Here is a 14,453-nt window from a genome sequence, read left to right as displayed (position 1 = left end):
GACGAGGACACATGGGTAGGTACGACGGACGGGTAGCAATCGTCACCGGGTCCGCACGGGGCATCGGAGCGGGCACCGCCAGGCGTTTCGCCGAGGAAGGTGCCTCGGTCGCCGTACTCGACCTCGACCTCGAGCAGGCCCAGGCCACCGCTGAAGGCCTCGGCGGGACCGCCAAGGCGATCGGCGTGGCGTGCAACGTCACCGACGCCGCCTCGGTCGACGCAGCCGTCGAGCAGGTGCTGAGCGAGCTCGGTGGCCTGCACGTGCTGGTGAACAACGCCGGGATCACCCGCGACAACCTCCTCTTCAAGCTCACCGAGGACGACTGGGACGCGGTCATGAACGTCCACCTCAAGGGTGCGTTCCTGATGAGCAAGGCGGCCCAGAAGACCTTCGTCGCGCAGAAGTACGGCAAGATCCTGAACCTCTCCAGCGTCTCGGCGAACGGCAACCGTGGCCAGGCCAACTACTCGGCGGCCAAGGCCGGCGTGCAGGGCTTCACCCGCACCCTGGCGCTCGAGCTCGGCCCCTTCGGCGTCAACGTCAACGCGATCGCTCCGGGCTTCATCGCGACCGAGATGACCGACGACACGGCTCGCCGGCTCAAGCTCGACGTGGAGGAGTTCCGCAAGCTGAACGCGGAGGCCAACCCGGTCAAGCGGGTGGGGCAGCCCGAGGACATCGCCGCCGCCGCCGCGTTCCTGTGCAGCGACGAGGCGTCCTACATCACCGGCCAGACCCTCTACGTCGACGGCGGCGCCAAGATCTGAGCCGAGTTAAATCTGCTACAACACGGGCGGGCCCTGCGGCAAAGCAGGGCCCGCTTTGTCATGCTGAAGACATGACTTCACGTGCCAGCGCCAGCCGCGGACCGGTCCGCGGCCCCGCTCGTCTCGTCGCCGCGTTCACGGCAGTCGCCCTGAGCCTGACGATGGCGGCCTGCGGTGGGCAGGACGACGAGGCGAAGAAGCCCAGCTCGCAGCCCATCCAGGGAGGCGCGGAGCTGGCGGCCCTGTGGCCCCTCACCGGCGAGCCGGTCACCGGGGCCACCCCCGACCACCCGGTGCTGGTCACCAAGATCGACAACACCGGCAACTCCCAGCCGCAGGTGGGGCTGAACAAGGCGGACTTCGTCACCGAGCAGCTGGTCGAGGGTGGCAGCACCAGGCTGGCGGTCTTCTTCTACTCGAAACTCCCCAAGACGGTCGGTCCGGTGCGCTCGATGCGCGCCTCCGACATCGGGATCGTCCAACCCGCCCACGGCGTCCTCGTGGCCAGCGGGGCAGCCCCGCCCACGAACGCGCGGATGAGGAAGGCCAAGATCACCTTCTTCAGCGAGGGCGGGCCCGGCTACTTCCGCGACAGCGGGCGGCGGGCGCCGTACAACCTGATGGTGGACCTGCCCAAGCTGGCCAAGACCGTGCGGAAGAAGGCCATCGTCCCCGCCAGCTACCTGCCGTGGGGCAAGGAGGCCGACTTCGCAGGCGGCCAGCCCGCCAAGAGCATCCAGGCCGTCTTCAGCAAGTCGCACACCACCTCGTGGAAGTACCAGGGCGGCAAGTACCGCAACCAGAACAGCCACGCCGAGCCGGGCCAGCGCTTCGTGCCCGACAGCGTCCTGGTGGTGCGGGTGCGTCAGGGCGACGCCGGCTACCGGGACCCCGCCGGGAACCCTGTGCCCGAGACGATCTATGTGGGCAAGGGCGAGATGATGCTGTTCCACAAGGGTGAGGTCGTCCGCGGCACCTGGACCAAGAGGTCGCGGCAGACTCCGATCCAGCTCAGCACCGAGGCCGGCCCGGTGAAGGTCCCGGCCGGGCACGTGTGGGTGGAGCTGGTGCCGAACGACCGTGCCGGTGGCCGGGTGGCCTACGCCCCCTGAGCCTGCCCGGTCACTGCTGCTCGGTCACTGCTGCCGGTCACTCCTGCCCGGTCACTCCTGCTCGAGCGCCGGGTCGGTGAGCACGATGCCCTGGTCGGCCAGCGACCTGAGTCCCTCGAGGATGAACAGGATGGCCGCCTCGAGGCGCAGCACCGCCTGCCGGGGGTCCTCGGCGGTGATCACGCTCTCACCGGCCGCCGACATGGCGCCGAAGAAGATCCGGCTGAAGGTCTGCTTCATCGGCTCGTCGAGCTCGTAGGTGGAGGCCTCGAGCACCGAGCTGACGATGTCCTGGACGATCCCGTAGCTGGACCGCTCCTCCTGCTCGCGGAAGCGCTCGTAGCCCAGGATCGCGGGGCCGTCCTGGATCACCACGCGCTGGTAGACCGGCTCCTGGACGACGGCGAGGAAGGCGCGGAGTCCGGCGCGGGCCTTCTCCCACGGGTCGTTGGTGCCGCGCAGGGCGGACTTGATGCTCTTGGTGGCGTCCTCCTCGACCTTGGCGAAGACCGCCTCGAAGACGCCCTGCTTGCCGCTGAAGTGGTGGTAGAGCGCGCCCTTGGTCACGCGTGCGCCGGCGACGATGGCGTCGAGGCTGGTCCCGCCGTACCCGTGCTCGCCGAACTGGACGGTGGCCACGTCGATCAGCGCCCGCTTCGTGGACGCGGAGTACTGGGCGCGCCGTGAGCCACCGGTGACCTTGGGGAGACCGGTGAGAAGTCTTTCGGCAGGCGAACGGGTCATCCGGGCAGTCTAGGTCGGTGGGCGGGCCGCGCCACGGCATCGGTGTGGGTGAGGTCACGCGCGTCGTGACTGGTGCTGCGAGGAGCACTCACATACCTTGAGTACGTACTTCCGGTATGTGAATGCTCCATGAAGGGAAGACACGATGGGTTGGAACACCTTCCACAACCGCGGGGACACCCTGCGCACCGTGGTCAGCACGGCGAACGAGCGTTGCGACGGAGTGCTCCCGATGGACGTGGTCGGCGTTGCCGAGCACTTCCGCGACGAGCTGGACCTGATCGGCGCGCTGCTGCTCAAGTGGCACGCCCGGCTTTCCGGCAACATCGAGCGGGCCCTGATGCTGGAGCCGCTGGACCTCGAGTCCGGCGTGGCCACGGCCTGGCAGGCGACCGCCGAGGAGCTGCCCGGTGTCCGGATGATCATCGACCGGTACACCGATTCCCCCCAGAGCCCCGAGATGGCCACGGCGATGAACCGGGCCCGGGAACGTGAGCAGGCCCGGCTGGCGACCGCCGCCGGACTCGCCAGCAGGCCCGACGCCGCGGCGGTCCCGGTCGGCCGGCGCGTCGAGGACCAGGCCCGCCTCCAGCTGAGCTCGAACGCCCGCGTGGGGGAGCCCCCCACGGCCTCCGGCGCCGCCGGGACCGCGCCCGGCAGCTCGCTCGTCGACCGGATCAAGGCGGTCCTCGCCGCCTGATCCGCCCAGCTGCCCGGCCCCCTGAACTGGCGAAACCCCAGGCCCCCCGGTGCGCGGCCCTCCCTCCGCGCCACCCGGTCCCCCCCGGCCTGGGGTTTCGCCGTGTCTCGCCGGTCCGGCGTACGATGCTGTGGTGAGCACCCAGACACCGGGCGTCGGGACCGATGTCCTCGAGGACACACGTCTCGACGAACGCACCCAGACGACCGACAACGGCGACCACGAGCGGCTGTCCCACTACGTCCCCAAGGACAAGTTGATGGACGCGATGATCAACGGGACGCCGGTGGTCGCGTTGTGCGGCAAGGTGTGGATCCCCAGCCGTGACCCGCAGAAGTTCCCGGTCTGCCCTGACTGCAAGGAGATCTGGGACGGAATGCGGGACGGGGACAAGCCGGAGTGAGGGTCCTCAGCAGGACCGTCGTCCCCGTGTTCGTCGCCGCCGCCGTGGCCGTGCTGCCACTCCTGGTCAGCGCTCCCTCCTCGGCCGCCACCCGAGCGCACACCGGCTCGTATGCCGGGTCACAGCCTGAGTCGCGTCCGGGGTCACACTCGGGGTCACACTCGGGGGCACACACCGACTCACACACCGACTCACACCGGGGGCACGCGGACCCGTGCGAGACCGAGGCCTCCGCGACCCGTCAGGCCGGCGGTTCCGGAGTGCCCCAGTGGCGCAAGGGCGCCGACACCCGCCAGGTGACCCGTCAGGACGTGCAGGCGCTGCCGGCCCGGGAGACCCGCGCGGGCATCGTGGCCCGCCAGGTGGAGCCCCGCCTGCCGAACTACGTGGTGATCCCGGTCCACGCCCACGTGATCAAGGGCAAGCACCGCGGTGAGCGCCCGAAGCTGCGCCCCAAGCGCATCCGCAACATGCTCCAGATCATGAACAACGCCATGGCCAGGAAGCAGAGCTCCCACAGCGCGTGGAGCCGCTACCGGTTCGTGCTCAAGAAGGTCACCACCACCCGCAACGACCGCTGGTTCCACGCGGCCCCCAACAGCGCCGTGGAGCGCAAGATGCGCCGCAAGCTGCACCGCGGCAACGCCCGCACCCTGAACATCTACTTCGGCGGGACCGGGGCGAAGAACAACCCGCTCCTCGGTTGGGCCCGCTTCCCGTGGCAGGCCGCCTACGCCCCCAAGCAGGACGGCCTCGCCGTGAGCCTGAAGGCCATCCCCGGTGGAGGTGCCAGGGGCTACAACCTCGGCGACACCCTGATCCACGAGACCGGTCACTGGCTCGGTCTGTTCCACACCTTCCAGGGCGGCTGCGAGGGCAGCGGGGACTCGGTGGCCGACACCCCGGCCGAGGCCGAGCCCAGCTACTACTGCCCGACCACCCGGGACACCTGTCCGGCGCCGGGGCTCGATCCGGTCCGCAACTTCATGGACTTCTCGCTCGACTCCTGCATGAACATGTTCACCCGCGGCCAAGTGCTACGGATGGACGCTGCGTTCGCGAAGTACCGGTACTGACGCCCTGTGACTGACGGACACCCTCCGACCGAACCCGCACCGCCAGCCCCGCTCGATCTCCCACCCGCCTACCCGGCACGCGCTGCCTGGGGGACGGCGACGAGGCTGCGAGCCTGGCAGACGGCTGCGCTGACGGCGTACTTCGAGAAGGCCCCGCGCGACTTCCTCGCGGTCGCGACCCCGGGTGCCGGCAAGACCACCTTCGCGCTCACGGTCGCTGCCGAGCTGCTCTCGCGACGCATCGTGGAGCGGGTCACGGTGGTCGCGCCGACCGAGCACCTGAAGACCCAGTGGGCCGAGGCGGCTGCCAAGGTCGGGATCGCGCTCGATCCGGCGTACGCCGGGCGCAAGGGCAAGGCCAGCAGCGACTACGTAGGGATCGCGGTGACGTACGCCGGCGTGGCGGCCAACCCGCTGGCCCACCGGATCCGCACCGAGCGGTTCAACACCCTGGTGATCCTCGACGAGGTGCACCACGCGGGTGACGCCAAGGCCTGGGGTGACGCGATCCGCGAGGCCTTCGAGCCGGCCCGGCGCCGGCTCGCCCTGACCGGAACCCCGTTCCGCTCCGACATCAACCCGATCCCGTTCGTGACCTACGCCCCGGACGAGGACGGGGTGGCGAGGTCGGTCTCGGACTACACCTACGGGTACGCGCAGGCCCTCGCCGACCACGTGGTCCGCCCGGTGCTCTTCATGGCCTACAGCGGCACGCTGCAGTGGCGCACCCGCGCCGGCGACGAGATCGCGGCCCGCCTGGGGGAGCCGCTCACCAAGGACCTGACGGCGCAGGCGCTGCGGACTGCGCTCGATCCCAAGGGTTCCTGGATCCCTTCCGTGCTCGAGGCCGCGGACCGGCGCCTCTCCGAGGTGCGCCGCCACGTGCCGGACGCCGGGGGACTGGTGATCGCGACCGACCAGGACTCCGCCCGCGCCTACGCCGCGGTGCTGGCGTCGGTGACCGGCGAGAAGCCGACGGTCGTGCTCTCCGACGAGAAGGCCGCGTCGAAGAAGATCGCGAAGTTCACCGAGGACGGGGCGCGCTGGATGGTGGCGGTCCGGATGGTCTCCGAGGGCGTGGACGTCCCGCGCCTGGCGGTGGGCGTCTATGCGACGACCACCTCGACCCCGCTGTTCTTCGCCCAGGCCATCGGGCGCTTCGTGCGCGCCCGCAAGCGCGGGGAGACCGCGTCGATCTTCGTGCCGTCGGTGCCGATGCTGCTCTCGCACGCCTCGGCGATGGAGGTCGAGCGCGACCACGTGCTCCAGCGCAAGATCACCGAGGAGGGTGACATCTTCGCGGCCGAGGACGCGTTGATGCAGGCGGCACAGCAGGCCGAGAGCGCGTCCGGCGACGAGGCCCTGGTGCCGTTCGAAGCGCTTGGCTCCCAGGCCACGTTCGACCGGGTGCTCTACGACGGCGCCGAGTTCGGCCACGAGGGCGAGGTGCACGTCGGCTCCGAGGAGGAGATGGACTTCCTCGGCATCCCGGGGCTGCTCGAGGCCGACCAGGTGCGCGACCTGCTCCGCACCCGGCAGAGCGCGCGCCGGCGTACGCCGGTGGTCGAGGCGGACCGGCCCGCGGCGCGGGAGGTGGCCACCCACGAGCGCCTCGCCGTGCTCCGGCGCGAGCTCAACGGGCTCGTCGCCGCATGGTTCCACCGCACCGGCCAGCCGCACGGGGTCACCCACACGGCACTGCGCAAGGCGTGCGGGGGACCGGCTGCTGCTGCCGCGAGCGCCGATGAGCTGACGAAGAGGATCGACCTGCTGCGGGAGTGGGCGACCAAGGGCTGAGGCTCGCCCCTCAGTCGCCCACCACGGTGCTCAGCAGCGGCAGCACCCGGTGCGGCACCTGGGTGGCCAGTGCGATCACCGTCGAGCAGCGCACGATCGCCTCGTGGGCCAGCACCTGGTCGATCACCCGCTGCAGGTCGGTGTTGGACCGCGCCACCACCCGGCACCACATGTCCCCGGGACCGGTGATGGTGCAGGCCTCGAGCAGCTCGGGGATGGTGGCGAGGTGTCGCCCGACCGCGTCGTGCCCACCGGCGCCCGCCTGCCGCAGCTCCAGGGTCAGGAACGCCGTCACCGGGTGCTCCAGCGCGGCCGGCTCGAGCTGCGGCCCCCAGCCGGACACGATCCCGTCGCGCTGCAGCCGGTCGAGCCGGGCCTGGACGGTGCCCCGCGCGACCCCGAGGCGCCGGGAGGCCTCCAGGACCCCGACCCGGGGCTCAGCGGCGAACAGCTCGATCAGGGTGCGGTCGAGAAGGTCCACGAGGGGGCTCCTTGCTGTACAGGTTGTGCAGTGTGTCGGGTGAGCGTTGCACAAGTTGTCGTCCGTGGCGACGCTTGGGTGCATGAGCTCGCTGACGCCCGAAGAGATCCGCGCCGACCTGACCCTCGACCAGCTCAAGCAGCTGGTCGGCCTCGTGGAGTACGACGAGGAGCGTGACGTGTTTCCCGTGACCGGGTGGGACGCGATCGTGTTCGTGGTGGGCAACGCGACCCAGGCCGCGCACTACTACCAGTCCGCGTGGGGGATGGAGCTGGTCGCCTACTCCGGTCCCGAGCACGGCAACCGGGACCACAAGTCGTTCGTGCTGCGCTCCGGGTCGATCCGGTTCGTGCTCAACGGGGCGGTGGACCCCGCCAGCGAGCTGGCCGACCACCACCGCCGCCACGGGGACGGCGTGGTCGACATCGCCCTCGAGGTGCCCGACGTCGACCGCTGCATCGCCCAGGCGCGCCGGGCCGGCGCCCGGGTCGTCCGCGAGCCGGAGGACGTCACCGACGAGCACGGCACCATCCGGACGGCCGCCATCGCGACGTACGGCGAGACGCGGCACACCCTCGTCGACCGTTCCGGGTACGACGGGCCCTACCTCCCCGGCTACGTCGCCGCCGAGTCCACCTGGGTGAAGCGCGACGGCGAGCCGAAGCGACTCTTCCAGGCGCTGGACCACATCGTCGGCAACGTCGAGCTGGGGCGGATGGACGAGTGGGTGGGGTTCTACAACCGGGTGATGGGCTTCACCAACCTGGCCGAGTTCATCGGGGACGACATCGCCACCGACTACTCCGCGCTGATGAGCAAGGTCGTCGCGAGCGGCAACCACCGGGTGAAGTTCCCGCTCAACGAGCCGGCCGTCGCCCGGAAGCGCTCGCAGATCGACGAGTACCTCGAGTTCTACCGCGGTGCCGGTGCCCAGCACCTCGCCCTCGCGACCAACGACATCCTCGGCTCGGTCGACGCGCTGCGTGCCAACGGCGTGGAGTTCCTCAGCACGCCTGCCTCCTACTACGAGGACCCCGAGCTGCGTGCCCGGATCGGCCACGTGCGCGTGCCGATCGAGGAGCTGCAGCGCCACGGGATCCTGGTGGACCGCGACGAGGACGGCTACCTGCTGCAGATCTTCACCAAGCCGCTGGGGGACCGGCCCACGGTGTTCTTCGAGCTGATCGAGCGACACGGCTCGCTCGGCTTCGGCAAGGGCAACTTCAAGGCGCTCTTCGAGGCGATCGAGCGCGAGCAGGACGCGCGCGGCAACCTCTGAGTCCGGCCGCCTTCCGGTCAGTCCAGGTCGCCGACCAGGACCGCATCGGCGCCGTCCTCGGTCGTCTCCTCGGTCCCGAAGAGCTTCAGCGCGACGTACGGCCGACGGCGCCGCCGCAGAACCGCACGAAGGAGTACGCCGCGGACGCGACGGGCGCTCCACGGGAGCGCCCTCAGAAGGGTGGTCGGCCGGTCCCGGTGATCCGGAAGCGTCCCCATGGGTCGACGTCGGAGAGCCGGCCCTCGGCCCGGCCGTGGGGGGTGGCGACCGTGACCGTGGCGCCCGAGGCGTGCGGCAGGACTGCCTCCCGGTCGACGCGGCCCCACCAGTGGAACCGCCCGTCGATCGGCTGGAAGCAGCCGCGCAGGCGCACCTCCACCTCCAGGTCGTCGAGGGTCGCCGGCCCGTCGTAGGACTCGCGGGGCTCGTGGCTGCTCACGGCGTCGCCTCGCCCACGAGTCGCAGCCGGCCCCGGCTGTCGACCTTGACGCCGTGCTCGGCGGCGATGCCCTCGAAGGCGTGCCACACGAACGAGCTCAGGTACCGCGAGACCGCCGCCCGGCTCATCGTCCTGCGTCGCAGCCACCACTCGCCGGTGGAGAGCCCGAGCCCGACCAGGCCGTGCGCCCACGGCTCGGCCCCGGCAGCGTCGACGCCGAGGTCCCGCAGGGCGTCCCCGAGGGTGCGGCTGATCGTGGCCGCGACCATCTCCCTGCCGTCCGCGAGGGGGTCGTCGCTGGTCGGGTGCTCGACCAGCAGGAAGAACACGTGCGGGTGCGCGGCGATCAGGGTGAGGTACGCCGAGCAGGCCTTCTCCACGCGCGAGCGGACGGGGGTGTCGCTGAGCAGCACGGGTAGCAGCCCGTCGATCACCTGCTGGGCGCCCCACGCCCCGACGGCGCGGTAGAGGTCGTCCTTGTCGGAGAAGTAGCGGTAGAGCACCGGCTTGCTCACCCCGGCCGACGCGGCGATCTCCGCGATGCTGGCGCCGGGACCGTGCTCGTCGATCGCGGCCACCGCCGCCTCGACGAGGTCGGCGCGCCGGGTCTCGCGGTGGTCGTCCCACCGGGTGCTGCGGCGGTCGTCGTGCGCCGGGCCGGTGTCGGCAGAGTCCTTGACGTGGCGGGCCATGTGACCGACAGTAGCCGATATCTGTTACTGGAAGTAACGGTTACTGCGATTCAGGAGGCGTCAATGTCCGCCACGTCCGTCCCCGAGCGGCTGCTGAGGTCCTCGGCCCGGCACTCCTACGACCCCGACGTCGACATCGACTGGGAGGCGCCCATCGACCCCGACCTGTGGGGGATGCAGCCGGAGCGGATGTCGCTGTTCGGCACCGAGCTGTGGGACAGGCTGACCCACGAGCAGCGACTCGAGCTGTCGCGGCACGAGGTCGCCTCCATCGCCAGCGTGGGGCTGTGGTTCGAGCTCCTGCTGATGCAGATGATGCTCCGGGACGCGTACGACGACGACCCCACCTCCGCGCACATGCACTACGCCCTGACCGAGGTGGCCGACGAGTGCCGGCACTCCACGATGTTCGGCAAGTCGATCGCGCACTTCGGCGTCCCGGCGTACGGCCCGCCTGCGTCGGTGCACCGCCTCGGGCGGCTCTTCAACGCCGTCGTGCGCGGGCCGAGCGCCTACGCCTCGATCCTGGTGGCCGAGGAGATCCTCGACACCTGGCAGCGCGACCTGATGAACGACGAGCGGGTGCAGCCGGTGACGCGGATGGTGGCGCGGATCCACGTCCTCGAGGAGGCCCGGCACATGACGTTCGCCCGCGACGAGGTCCGCAAGCAGATGGCGGGCCAGTCCGGAGCCGGGCTGCTGCGCCAGCAGGTGCTCACCGCGCAGACCTGCTTCATGGTGGCCCGTTCGCTGGTCAACCCCGAGATCTACCGCAGCGTCGGGATCGAACCGCGGGTCGGCCGCCGGGCAGCCCTGGGCAACCCGCACTACCGCGCGACGATGCAGTGGATGGGGGAGAAGCCGCTGGCGTTCCTCAAGCAGAACCGGCTGCTGCCCGGACACCAGGAGAAGGTCTGGCGCGGGTCGCTGCTCCTGGGGTGACCGGGGCGGGATGACGGCATTCCCCGGGGCTCTGCCGCGTCCTAGGGTGGCCCGATGGCGTGGCTGCACACGGTGATCGACGTCCCGGCCGGTTCGCACGCGGCGACAGCGGGGTTCTGGGGTGAGGTGCTCGGCTGGCCGGCCGGGAAGTCGTGGCCGGGGCATCCCGAGCTGCGCAGCTTCGAGCCCCCGCAGGGCGAGGCCTACGTCCATCTCCAGCAGGTGGACGGGCCGCCGCGGGTCCATCTCGACGTCGAGTCCGCGCACCCCGATGCGACCGTGGCGACAGCGATCGCGCTGGGTGCGGAGGCGCTGGGTGCGAACGGGGAGTGGCAGACGCTGCGCTCGCCCGGGGGCCTGCCGTTCTGCGTCCTCGGCCAGCCCGGCCGCACCGCGCCGGAACCGGTGACCTGGCCCGATGGGCACCGCTCCCGGCTGGTGCAGGTGTGCATCGACTCGCCGGTCGCGAAGCACGACGCCGAGGTCGGGTTCTGGCGAGCGCTGCTCGGCGGCCACTGGTTCGGGTCCTCGGCGGAGGAGTTCGCCGGCAAGTGGCACGACGACGCCGGATCGCCGCTGCAGCTGCTGTTCCAGCGCCTGGACGAGCCGGGCGGCGAGGTGCGCGCGCACCTCGACCACGGCACCGACGACCTCGAGGCGGAGGTACGCCGGCTGGTCGCCCTCGGCGCTGCCGACCTCGGTAGGGGGCACGGTGGGTGGCACGTGCTGCGGGACCCGGCCGGGCAGGCCTTCTGCGTCACGGTGAACTCACCGGAGCAGACCCTGCGGCGCGGGCTCAGCTGACGACGGTGCCGGTCACCTCGCCCAGCGCGATCCGGCCACCGAGGGCACCGGGTGCGGTGGCGCGCAGGGTCACGGTCTCCCCGTCCTCGAGGAAGGTGTGCCCACCGGCGAACGGCTCCCGGCCGCCCCAGCTGAGCTCGAGGAACGAGCCCCGCTGGCCCGGCTCGTCACCTGACACCGTGCCGCTGCCGTAGACGTCGCCGGTGCGCAGCGACGCCCCGTTGACGGTGAGGTGGGCGAGCATCTGCGCGGGCGACCAGTACATCGAGGCGTACGGCGGCCGGCTGACCACCTCGCCGCCGAGGTCGATCTCGATGTCGATGTCGTAGCCGGCCGGCTCCTGCACCCGGAGGTACTCCAGCGGCTCGGGGTCCTGCCCCGGCAGCGGCACCCGTGCGGACTCCAGGGCGGCGAGCGGAGTGATCCACGGGCTGATCGAGGTGGCGAACGACTTGCCGAGGAACGGCCCCAGCGGCACCGACTCCCAGGCCTGGATGTCGCGCGCCGACCAGTCGTTGAGCAGCGTGACGCCGAAGACGTGGTCGGCGAACGCGTCCGTGGGCACCTGCTCTCCCATCCGGGAGGGGGTGCCCACGACGAAGCCGAGCTCGGCCTCGATGTCGAGGCGGCGGGTCGGGCCGAAGGCGGGTGAGCCGCTGCGGGAGGGACGCTGGCCCCGGGGGCGGCGTACGTCGGTGCCGGAGATGACGACGGTGCCCGCACGCCCGTGGTAGCCGATCGGCAGGTGCCGCCACTGCGGGCTCAGCGGCTCCGCGTCCGGACGGAAGATCCGGCCCACGTTGGTCGCGTGCTGCACGGAGCAGTAGAAGTCGACGTAGTCCGCGACGGTGAACGGCGGGTGCATCGTGGCCTCGTCCAGCGGGACCAGCGCCGGCTCCACCCGGGCGCGGTGCTGCTCGTCGCCGAGCACGCCGACCAGCCACTCGCGCGTGGCCGTCCAGACCTCCCGCCCGGCGGCCAGGAACGCGTCCAGGGACCCCTCGGCCAGGACGGGGTCCCCGCCGGCCGCGGCCACGTCGAGGACGTGGTCACCGATGCGGACCCCGACCCGGGCCGCGGTCCCGGGGGTGGAGAACACGCCGTACGGCAGGTTGTCCACGTCGTACGCCGACCCGGCCGCACCTGCGACCCAGGAGGTCACCGGCCGGCCCACTCGTCGGGCAGGCCGGTGAGGTCGTGCAGCGAGGCCTCCACGTCGTCGGAGGCGAACGTGGTGAACCACCGCCGGGCACGCGCGAGGTCCTCCGGCGTTGCCCGCGCGAGCAGCGCCGTCGCGTCGGTCTCGACCAGGGCCCCGACCGGGTCGCTGCCGCCGTCGAAGAGGAGCTGGGTCGCCACGAGCACGTTCAGGAAGCCCGGCGTCGACGGGCCCGCGCCGGCGGGAAGGGCGCGGGCCAGCCCGAGGACGGTGAAGGGCGTCTCGCGGTCCAGGGACGCGTCGATCCACGACACGAGCGTGTCCGCGGGCACGGGGGTGCCCCCGGTGGCGAGGCGCAGCGCGAGCAGGTGCTCGGCCGCCGCGACCTCGTCCGCGGCCGCGAGCCAGCCCGACTCCGAACCGGAGGGCGGGACCTCGATGCAGACCTCGGTGCTGTCGTCGAGGTCGCCAGCGGCCAGGGCATCGTCGACCGCGGCGAGCACCCGTCTCGCGTTGCCCCGCAGGTCGCCGGGGTCGCGCAGCGTGACGTGCAGCCGGGTGAGGCGCAGGCCCAGTCGCTTGCACAGCCCCGCGGGGCCGGCGAGGTGTCCCGCACCACCGGTGGTCACGACCGTCACCGGGCCCTGGAACCCACGCAGGTGCGGCAGGTCGGTGTCGCGGACCACGAAGCTGCCCTGGCGGGAGTCCTCGGTCCGGGTGCCGTAGGCGGACATCGCCTCTGCCAGGGAGACGGGCTCGTCGGGGAGCAGCGCGCTCGCGTCGTCGACGAAGGCAGCGAAGGTGGCGTCGGTGGTGCTCACGGTTGCCACGCTAGAGGACGAGGGGACAGGCTGCGGGTGTGGCTTACTACCGATCCGTGGGCGAGGTTCCCCGCACCCGGCACACCGCCTTCCGAGACGACCGCGGCGCGCTCCGCCACGAGGAGCTGATGGGGGAGGAGGGGTTCTCCTCGGACTCCTCGCTGCTCTACCACCGTGGTGTCCCGTCGGCCATCGTGGACAGCCAGGTGTGGGAGCTGCCCGACCAGGCCACCACGCCCAACCATCCACTCAAGCCGCGGCACCTGAAGCTGCATGACCTGGCCGCGGGCGGTGACGCCGCGGGGGTGGACGCCGTGACCGGGCGCAGGCTGGTGTTGGGCAACGCCGACGTGCGGATCAGCTACGTCGTCACCGACGAGCCCTCGCCGCTCTACCGCAACGCGGTAGGTGACGAGTGCGTCTTCGTGGAGCACGGGAGCGGCACCGTCGAGACCGTCTTCGGGGTGGTGGCCTACCGCACCGGTGACTACGTCGTGATCCCTCGGGCGACCACGCACCGGTGGGTCCCGGCCGAGCAGAGCCGGCTCTACGCCATCGAGGCGGAGAGCCACATCGCGCCGCCGAAGCGCTACCTCTCCAAGTACGGCCAGCTCCTCGAGCACGCGCCGTACTGCGAGCGCGACCTGTACGGCCCCATCGACCCGCTGCTCGTGGAGGGCACGGACGTCGAGGTGCTCGTCAAGCACCGTGGCAGGTCGGCAGGCGGGGCCGGGCTGGTCGGCTCGCGGATCACCTGTGCGACGCATCCCTTCGACGTGGTCGGATGGGACGGCTGCCTCTACCCGTGGACCTTCAACGTCGAGGACTTCATGCCGATCACCGGCAAGATCCACCAGCCGCCACCGGTGCACCAGGTCTTCGAGGGCCACAACTTCGTGATCTGCAACTTCTGTCCCCGCAAGGTCGACTACCACGAGCAGTCGATCCCGGTGCCGTACTACCACTCCAACGTCGACTCGGACGAGGTGATGTTCTACGTCGACGGCGACTACGAGGCCCGCAAGGGATCCGGCATCGGGATCGGCTCGGTCTCGCTGCACCCGGGCGGTCTTGCGCACGGTCCGCAGCCGAGCGCGATCGAGGCCTCCATCGGGGTGGAGTACTTCGACGAGCTGGCCGTCATGGTGGACACCTTCCGGCCCCTCGAGCTGGGTGAGGCCGGGCTGGCGGTCGAGGACCCGGCGTACGCCTGGACCTGGGCGCGGGACTGACG

The 14,453-nt window shown here is 71.3% G+C and carries 16 protein-coding genes; 10 read left to right on the top strand and 6 right to left on the bottom strand.

Annotated features, from left to right (window positions below):
* Nucleotides 1-11: 11 nt before the first annotated feature.
* A complete protein-coding gene (locus tag AC4BGB_RS05720) occupies nt 12-770 on the top strand; it encodes an SDR family NAD(P)-dependent oxidoreductase (RefSeq protein ID WP_490545552.1) in 759 nt (252 codons plus the stop codon).
* Nucleotides 771-841: 71 nt separating this feature from the next.
* Nucleotides 842-1,882 carry a DUF3048 domain-containing protein gene (locus AC4BGB_RS05715; protein WP_490545551.1) on the top strand — a complete coding sequence of 347 codons (1,041 nt, stop codon included), beginning with the start codon at nt 842-844 and terminating at the stop codon, nt 1,880-1,882.
* Between the two features lie 51 nt (nt 1,883-1,933).
* Here AC4BGB_RS05715 and AC4BGB_RS05710 read toward each other — a convergent pair whose 3' ends face one another.
* Nucleotides 1,934-2,626, bottom strand: a complete 693-nt coding sequence (locus tag AC4BGB_RS05710; RefSeq protein WP_490545549.1) for a TetR/AcrR family transcriptional regulator — start codon at nt 2,624-2,626, stop codon at nt 1,934-1,936.
* 145 nt (nt 2,627-2,771) lie between these two features.
* Between AC4BGB_RS05710 and AC4BGB_RS05705 the strand changes: the two genes are divergently transcribed.
* From AC4BGB_RS05705 to AC4BGB_RS05690, 4 genes are all read left to right on the top strand, one after another.
* Nucleotides 2,772-3,326, top strand: a complete 555-nt coding sequence (locus AC4BGB_RS05705; protein ID WP_490545548.1) for a hypothetical protein — start codon at nt 2,772-2,774, stop codon at nt 3,324-3,326.
* A 133-nt stretch (nt 3,327-3,459) separates the two neighbouring features.
* Nucleotides 3,460-3,729, top strand: a complete 270-nt coding sequence (locus AC4BGB_RS05700) for a DUF3039 domain-containing protein (protein WP_490545546.1) — start codon at nt 3,460-3,462, stop codon at nt 3,727-3,729.
* Nucleotides 3,730-3,989: 260 nt separating this feature from the next.
* On the top strand, nt 3,990-4,805 hold the full coding sequence (locus AC4BGB_RS05695; RefSeq protein ID WP_490545544.1) for a zinc metalloprotease: 816 nt from the start codon (nt 3,990-3,992) through the stop codon (nt 4,803-4,805).
* Between the two features lie 6 nt (nt 4,806-4,811).
* Nucleotides 4,812-6,602: a DEAD/DEAH box helicase gene (locus tag AC4BGB_RS05690; RefSeq protein WP_490545543.1), complete on the top strand. Its 1,791-nt coding sequence runs from the start codon at nt 4,812-4,814 to the stop codon at nt 6,600-6,602.
* A 10-nt stretch (nt 6,603-6,612) separates the two neighbouring features.
* Here AC4BGB_RS05690 and AC4BGB_RS05685 read toward each other — a convergent pair whose 3' ends face one another.
* The gene (locus AC4BGB_RS05685; protein ID WP_490545541.1) at nt 6,613-7,083 is read right to left on the bottom strand and encodes an Lrp/AsnC family transcriptional regulator; all 471 of its coding nucleotides are present in this window, start codon (nt 7,081-7,083) and stop codon (nt 6,613-6,615) included.
* 82 nt (nt 7,084-7,165) lie between these two features.
* Here AC4BGB_RS05685 and hppD point away from each other — a divergent pair, with 82 nt between their 5' ends.
* Complete coding sequence (hppD, locus tag AC4BGB_RS05680; protein ID WP_490545539.1) at nt 7,166-8,362, top strand: 4-hydroxyphenylpyruvate dioxygenase; 1,197 nt, start codon at nt 7,166-7,168, stop codon at nt 8,360-8,362.
* Nucleotides 8,363-8,534: 172 nt separating this feature from the next.
* Here the strand turns inward: hppD and AC4BGB_RS05675 are convergent, their stop codons facing one another.
* Both AC4BGB_RS05675 and AC4BGB_RS05670 read right to left on the bottom strand, forming a co-directional pair.
* Nucleotides 8,535-8,801, bottom strand: a complete 267-nt coding sequence (locus tag AC4BGB_RS05675; RefSeq protein ID WP_490545537.1) for a DUF4873 domain-containing protein — start codon at nt 8,799-8,801, stop codon at nt 8,535-8,537.
* Nucleotides 8,798-9,493, bottom strand: coding sequence for a TetR/AcrR family transcriptional regulator (locus AC4BGB_RS05670; RefSeq protein ID WP_490545535.1), 696 nt, complete (start codon nt 9,491-9,493; stop codon nt 8,798-8,800). The genes AC4BGB_RS05675 and AC4BGB_RS05670 overlap by 4 nt, the downstream gene beginning before the upstream one ends.
* Before the next feature lie 63 nt (nt 9,494-9,556).
* Between AC4BGB_RS05670 and AC4BGB_RS05665 the strand changes: the two genes are divergently transcribed.
* Entirely contained in the window at nt 9,557-10,435 is an 879-nt protein-coding gene (locus AC4BGB_RS05665; RefSeq protein ID WP_490545534.1) for an AurF N-oxygenase family protein, read from the top strand.
* Nucleotides 10,436-10,489: 54 nt separating this feature from the next.
* Nucleotides 10,490-11,239, top strand: coding sequence for a VOC family protein (locus tag AC4BGB_RS05660; protein ID WP_490545533.1), 750 nt, complete (start codon nt 10,490-10,492; stop codon nt 11,237-11,239).
* On the opposite strand, the gene fahA is transcribed toward AC4BGB_RS05660, so the two are convergent.
* Both fahA and AC4BGB_RS05650 read right to left on the bottom strand, forming a co-directional pair.
* Complete coding sequence (gene fahA, locus AC4BGB_RS05655) at nt 11,232-12,401, bottom strand: fumarylacetoacetase (RefSeq protein ID WP_490545531.1); 1,170 nt, start codon at nt 12,399-12,401, stop codon at nt 11,232-11,234. The two genes, AC4BGB_RS05660 and fahA, sit on opposite strands and share 8 nt — an antisense overlap.
* Nucleotides 12,398-13,219 (bottom strand): hypothetical protein, encoded by an 822-nt coding sequence (locus AC4BGB_RS05650; protein WP_490545530.1) that lies wholly within the window; start codon nt 13,217-13,219, stop codon nt 12,398-12,400. The genes fahA and AC4BGB_RS05650 overlap by 4 nt, the downstream gene beginning before the upstream one ends.
* A 38-nt stretch (nt 13,220-13,257) precedes the next feature.
* Here AC4BGB_RS05650 and AC4BGB_RS05645 point away from each other — a divergent pair, with 38 nt between their 5' ends.
* Nucleotides 13,258-14,451, top strand: coding sequence for a homogentisate 1,2-dioxygenase (locus AC4BGB_RS05645; RefSeq protein WP_490545528.1), 1,194 nt, complete (start codon nt 13,258-13,260; stop codon nt 14,449-14,451).
* The last annotated feature ends 2 nt before the right edge of the window (nt 14,452-14,453 follow it).

Source organism: Nocardioides sp. Z30_9, assembly GCF_058215735.1.
This window is presented reverse-complemented; position numbering and strand designations above follow the sequence as displayed.

Excerpts from the sequence above, each read along its gene's own strand:
- AC4BGB_RS05670 (WP_490545535.1), bottom strand. The coding sequence starts at position 9,493 with ATGGCCCGCCACGTCAAGGACTCTGCCGACACCGGCCCGGCGCACGAC.
- hppD (WP_490545539.1), top strand. The coding sequence starts at position 7,166 with ATGAGCTCGCTGACGCCCGAAGAGATCCGCGCCGACCTGACCCTCGAC.
- AC4BGB_RS05715 (WP_490545551.1), top strand. The coding sequence starts at position 842 with ATGACTTCACGTGCCAGCGCCAGCCGCGGACCGGTCCGCGGCCCCGCT.
- AC4BGB_RS05705 (WP_490545548.1), top strand. The coding sequence starts at position 2,772 with ATGGGTTGGAACACCTTCCACAACCGCGGGGACACCCTGCGCACCGTG.
- AC4BGB_RS05665 (WP_490545534.1), top strand. The coding sequence starts at position 9,557 with ATGTCCGCCACGTCCGTCCCCGAGCGGCTGCTGAGGTCCTCGGCCCGG.
- AC4BGB_RS05660 (WP_490545533.1), top strand. The coding sequence starts at position 10,490 with ATGGCGTGGCTGCACACGGTGATCGACGTCCCGGCCGGTTCGCACGCG.
- AC4BGB_RS05720 (WP_490545552.1), top strand. The coding sequence starts at position 12 with ATGGGTAGGTACGACGGACGGGTAGCAATCGTCACCGGGTCCGCACGG.
- AC4BGB_RS05710 (WP_490545549.1), bottom strand. The coding sequence starts at position 2,626 with ATGACCCGTTCGCCTGCCGAAAGACTTCTCACCGGTCTCCCCAAGGTC.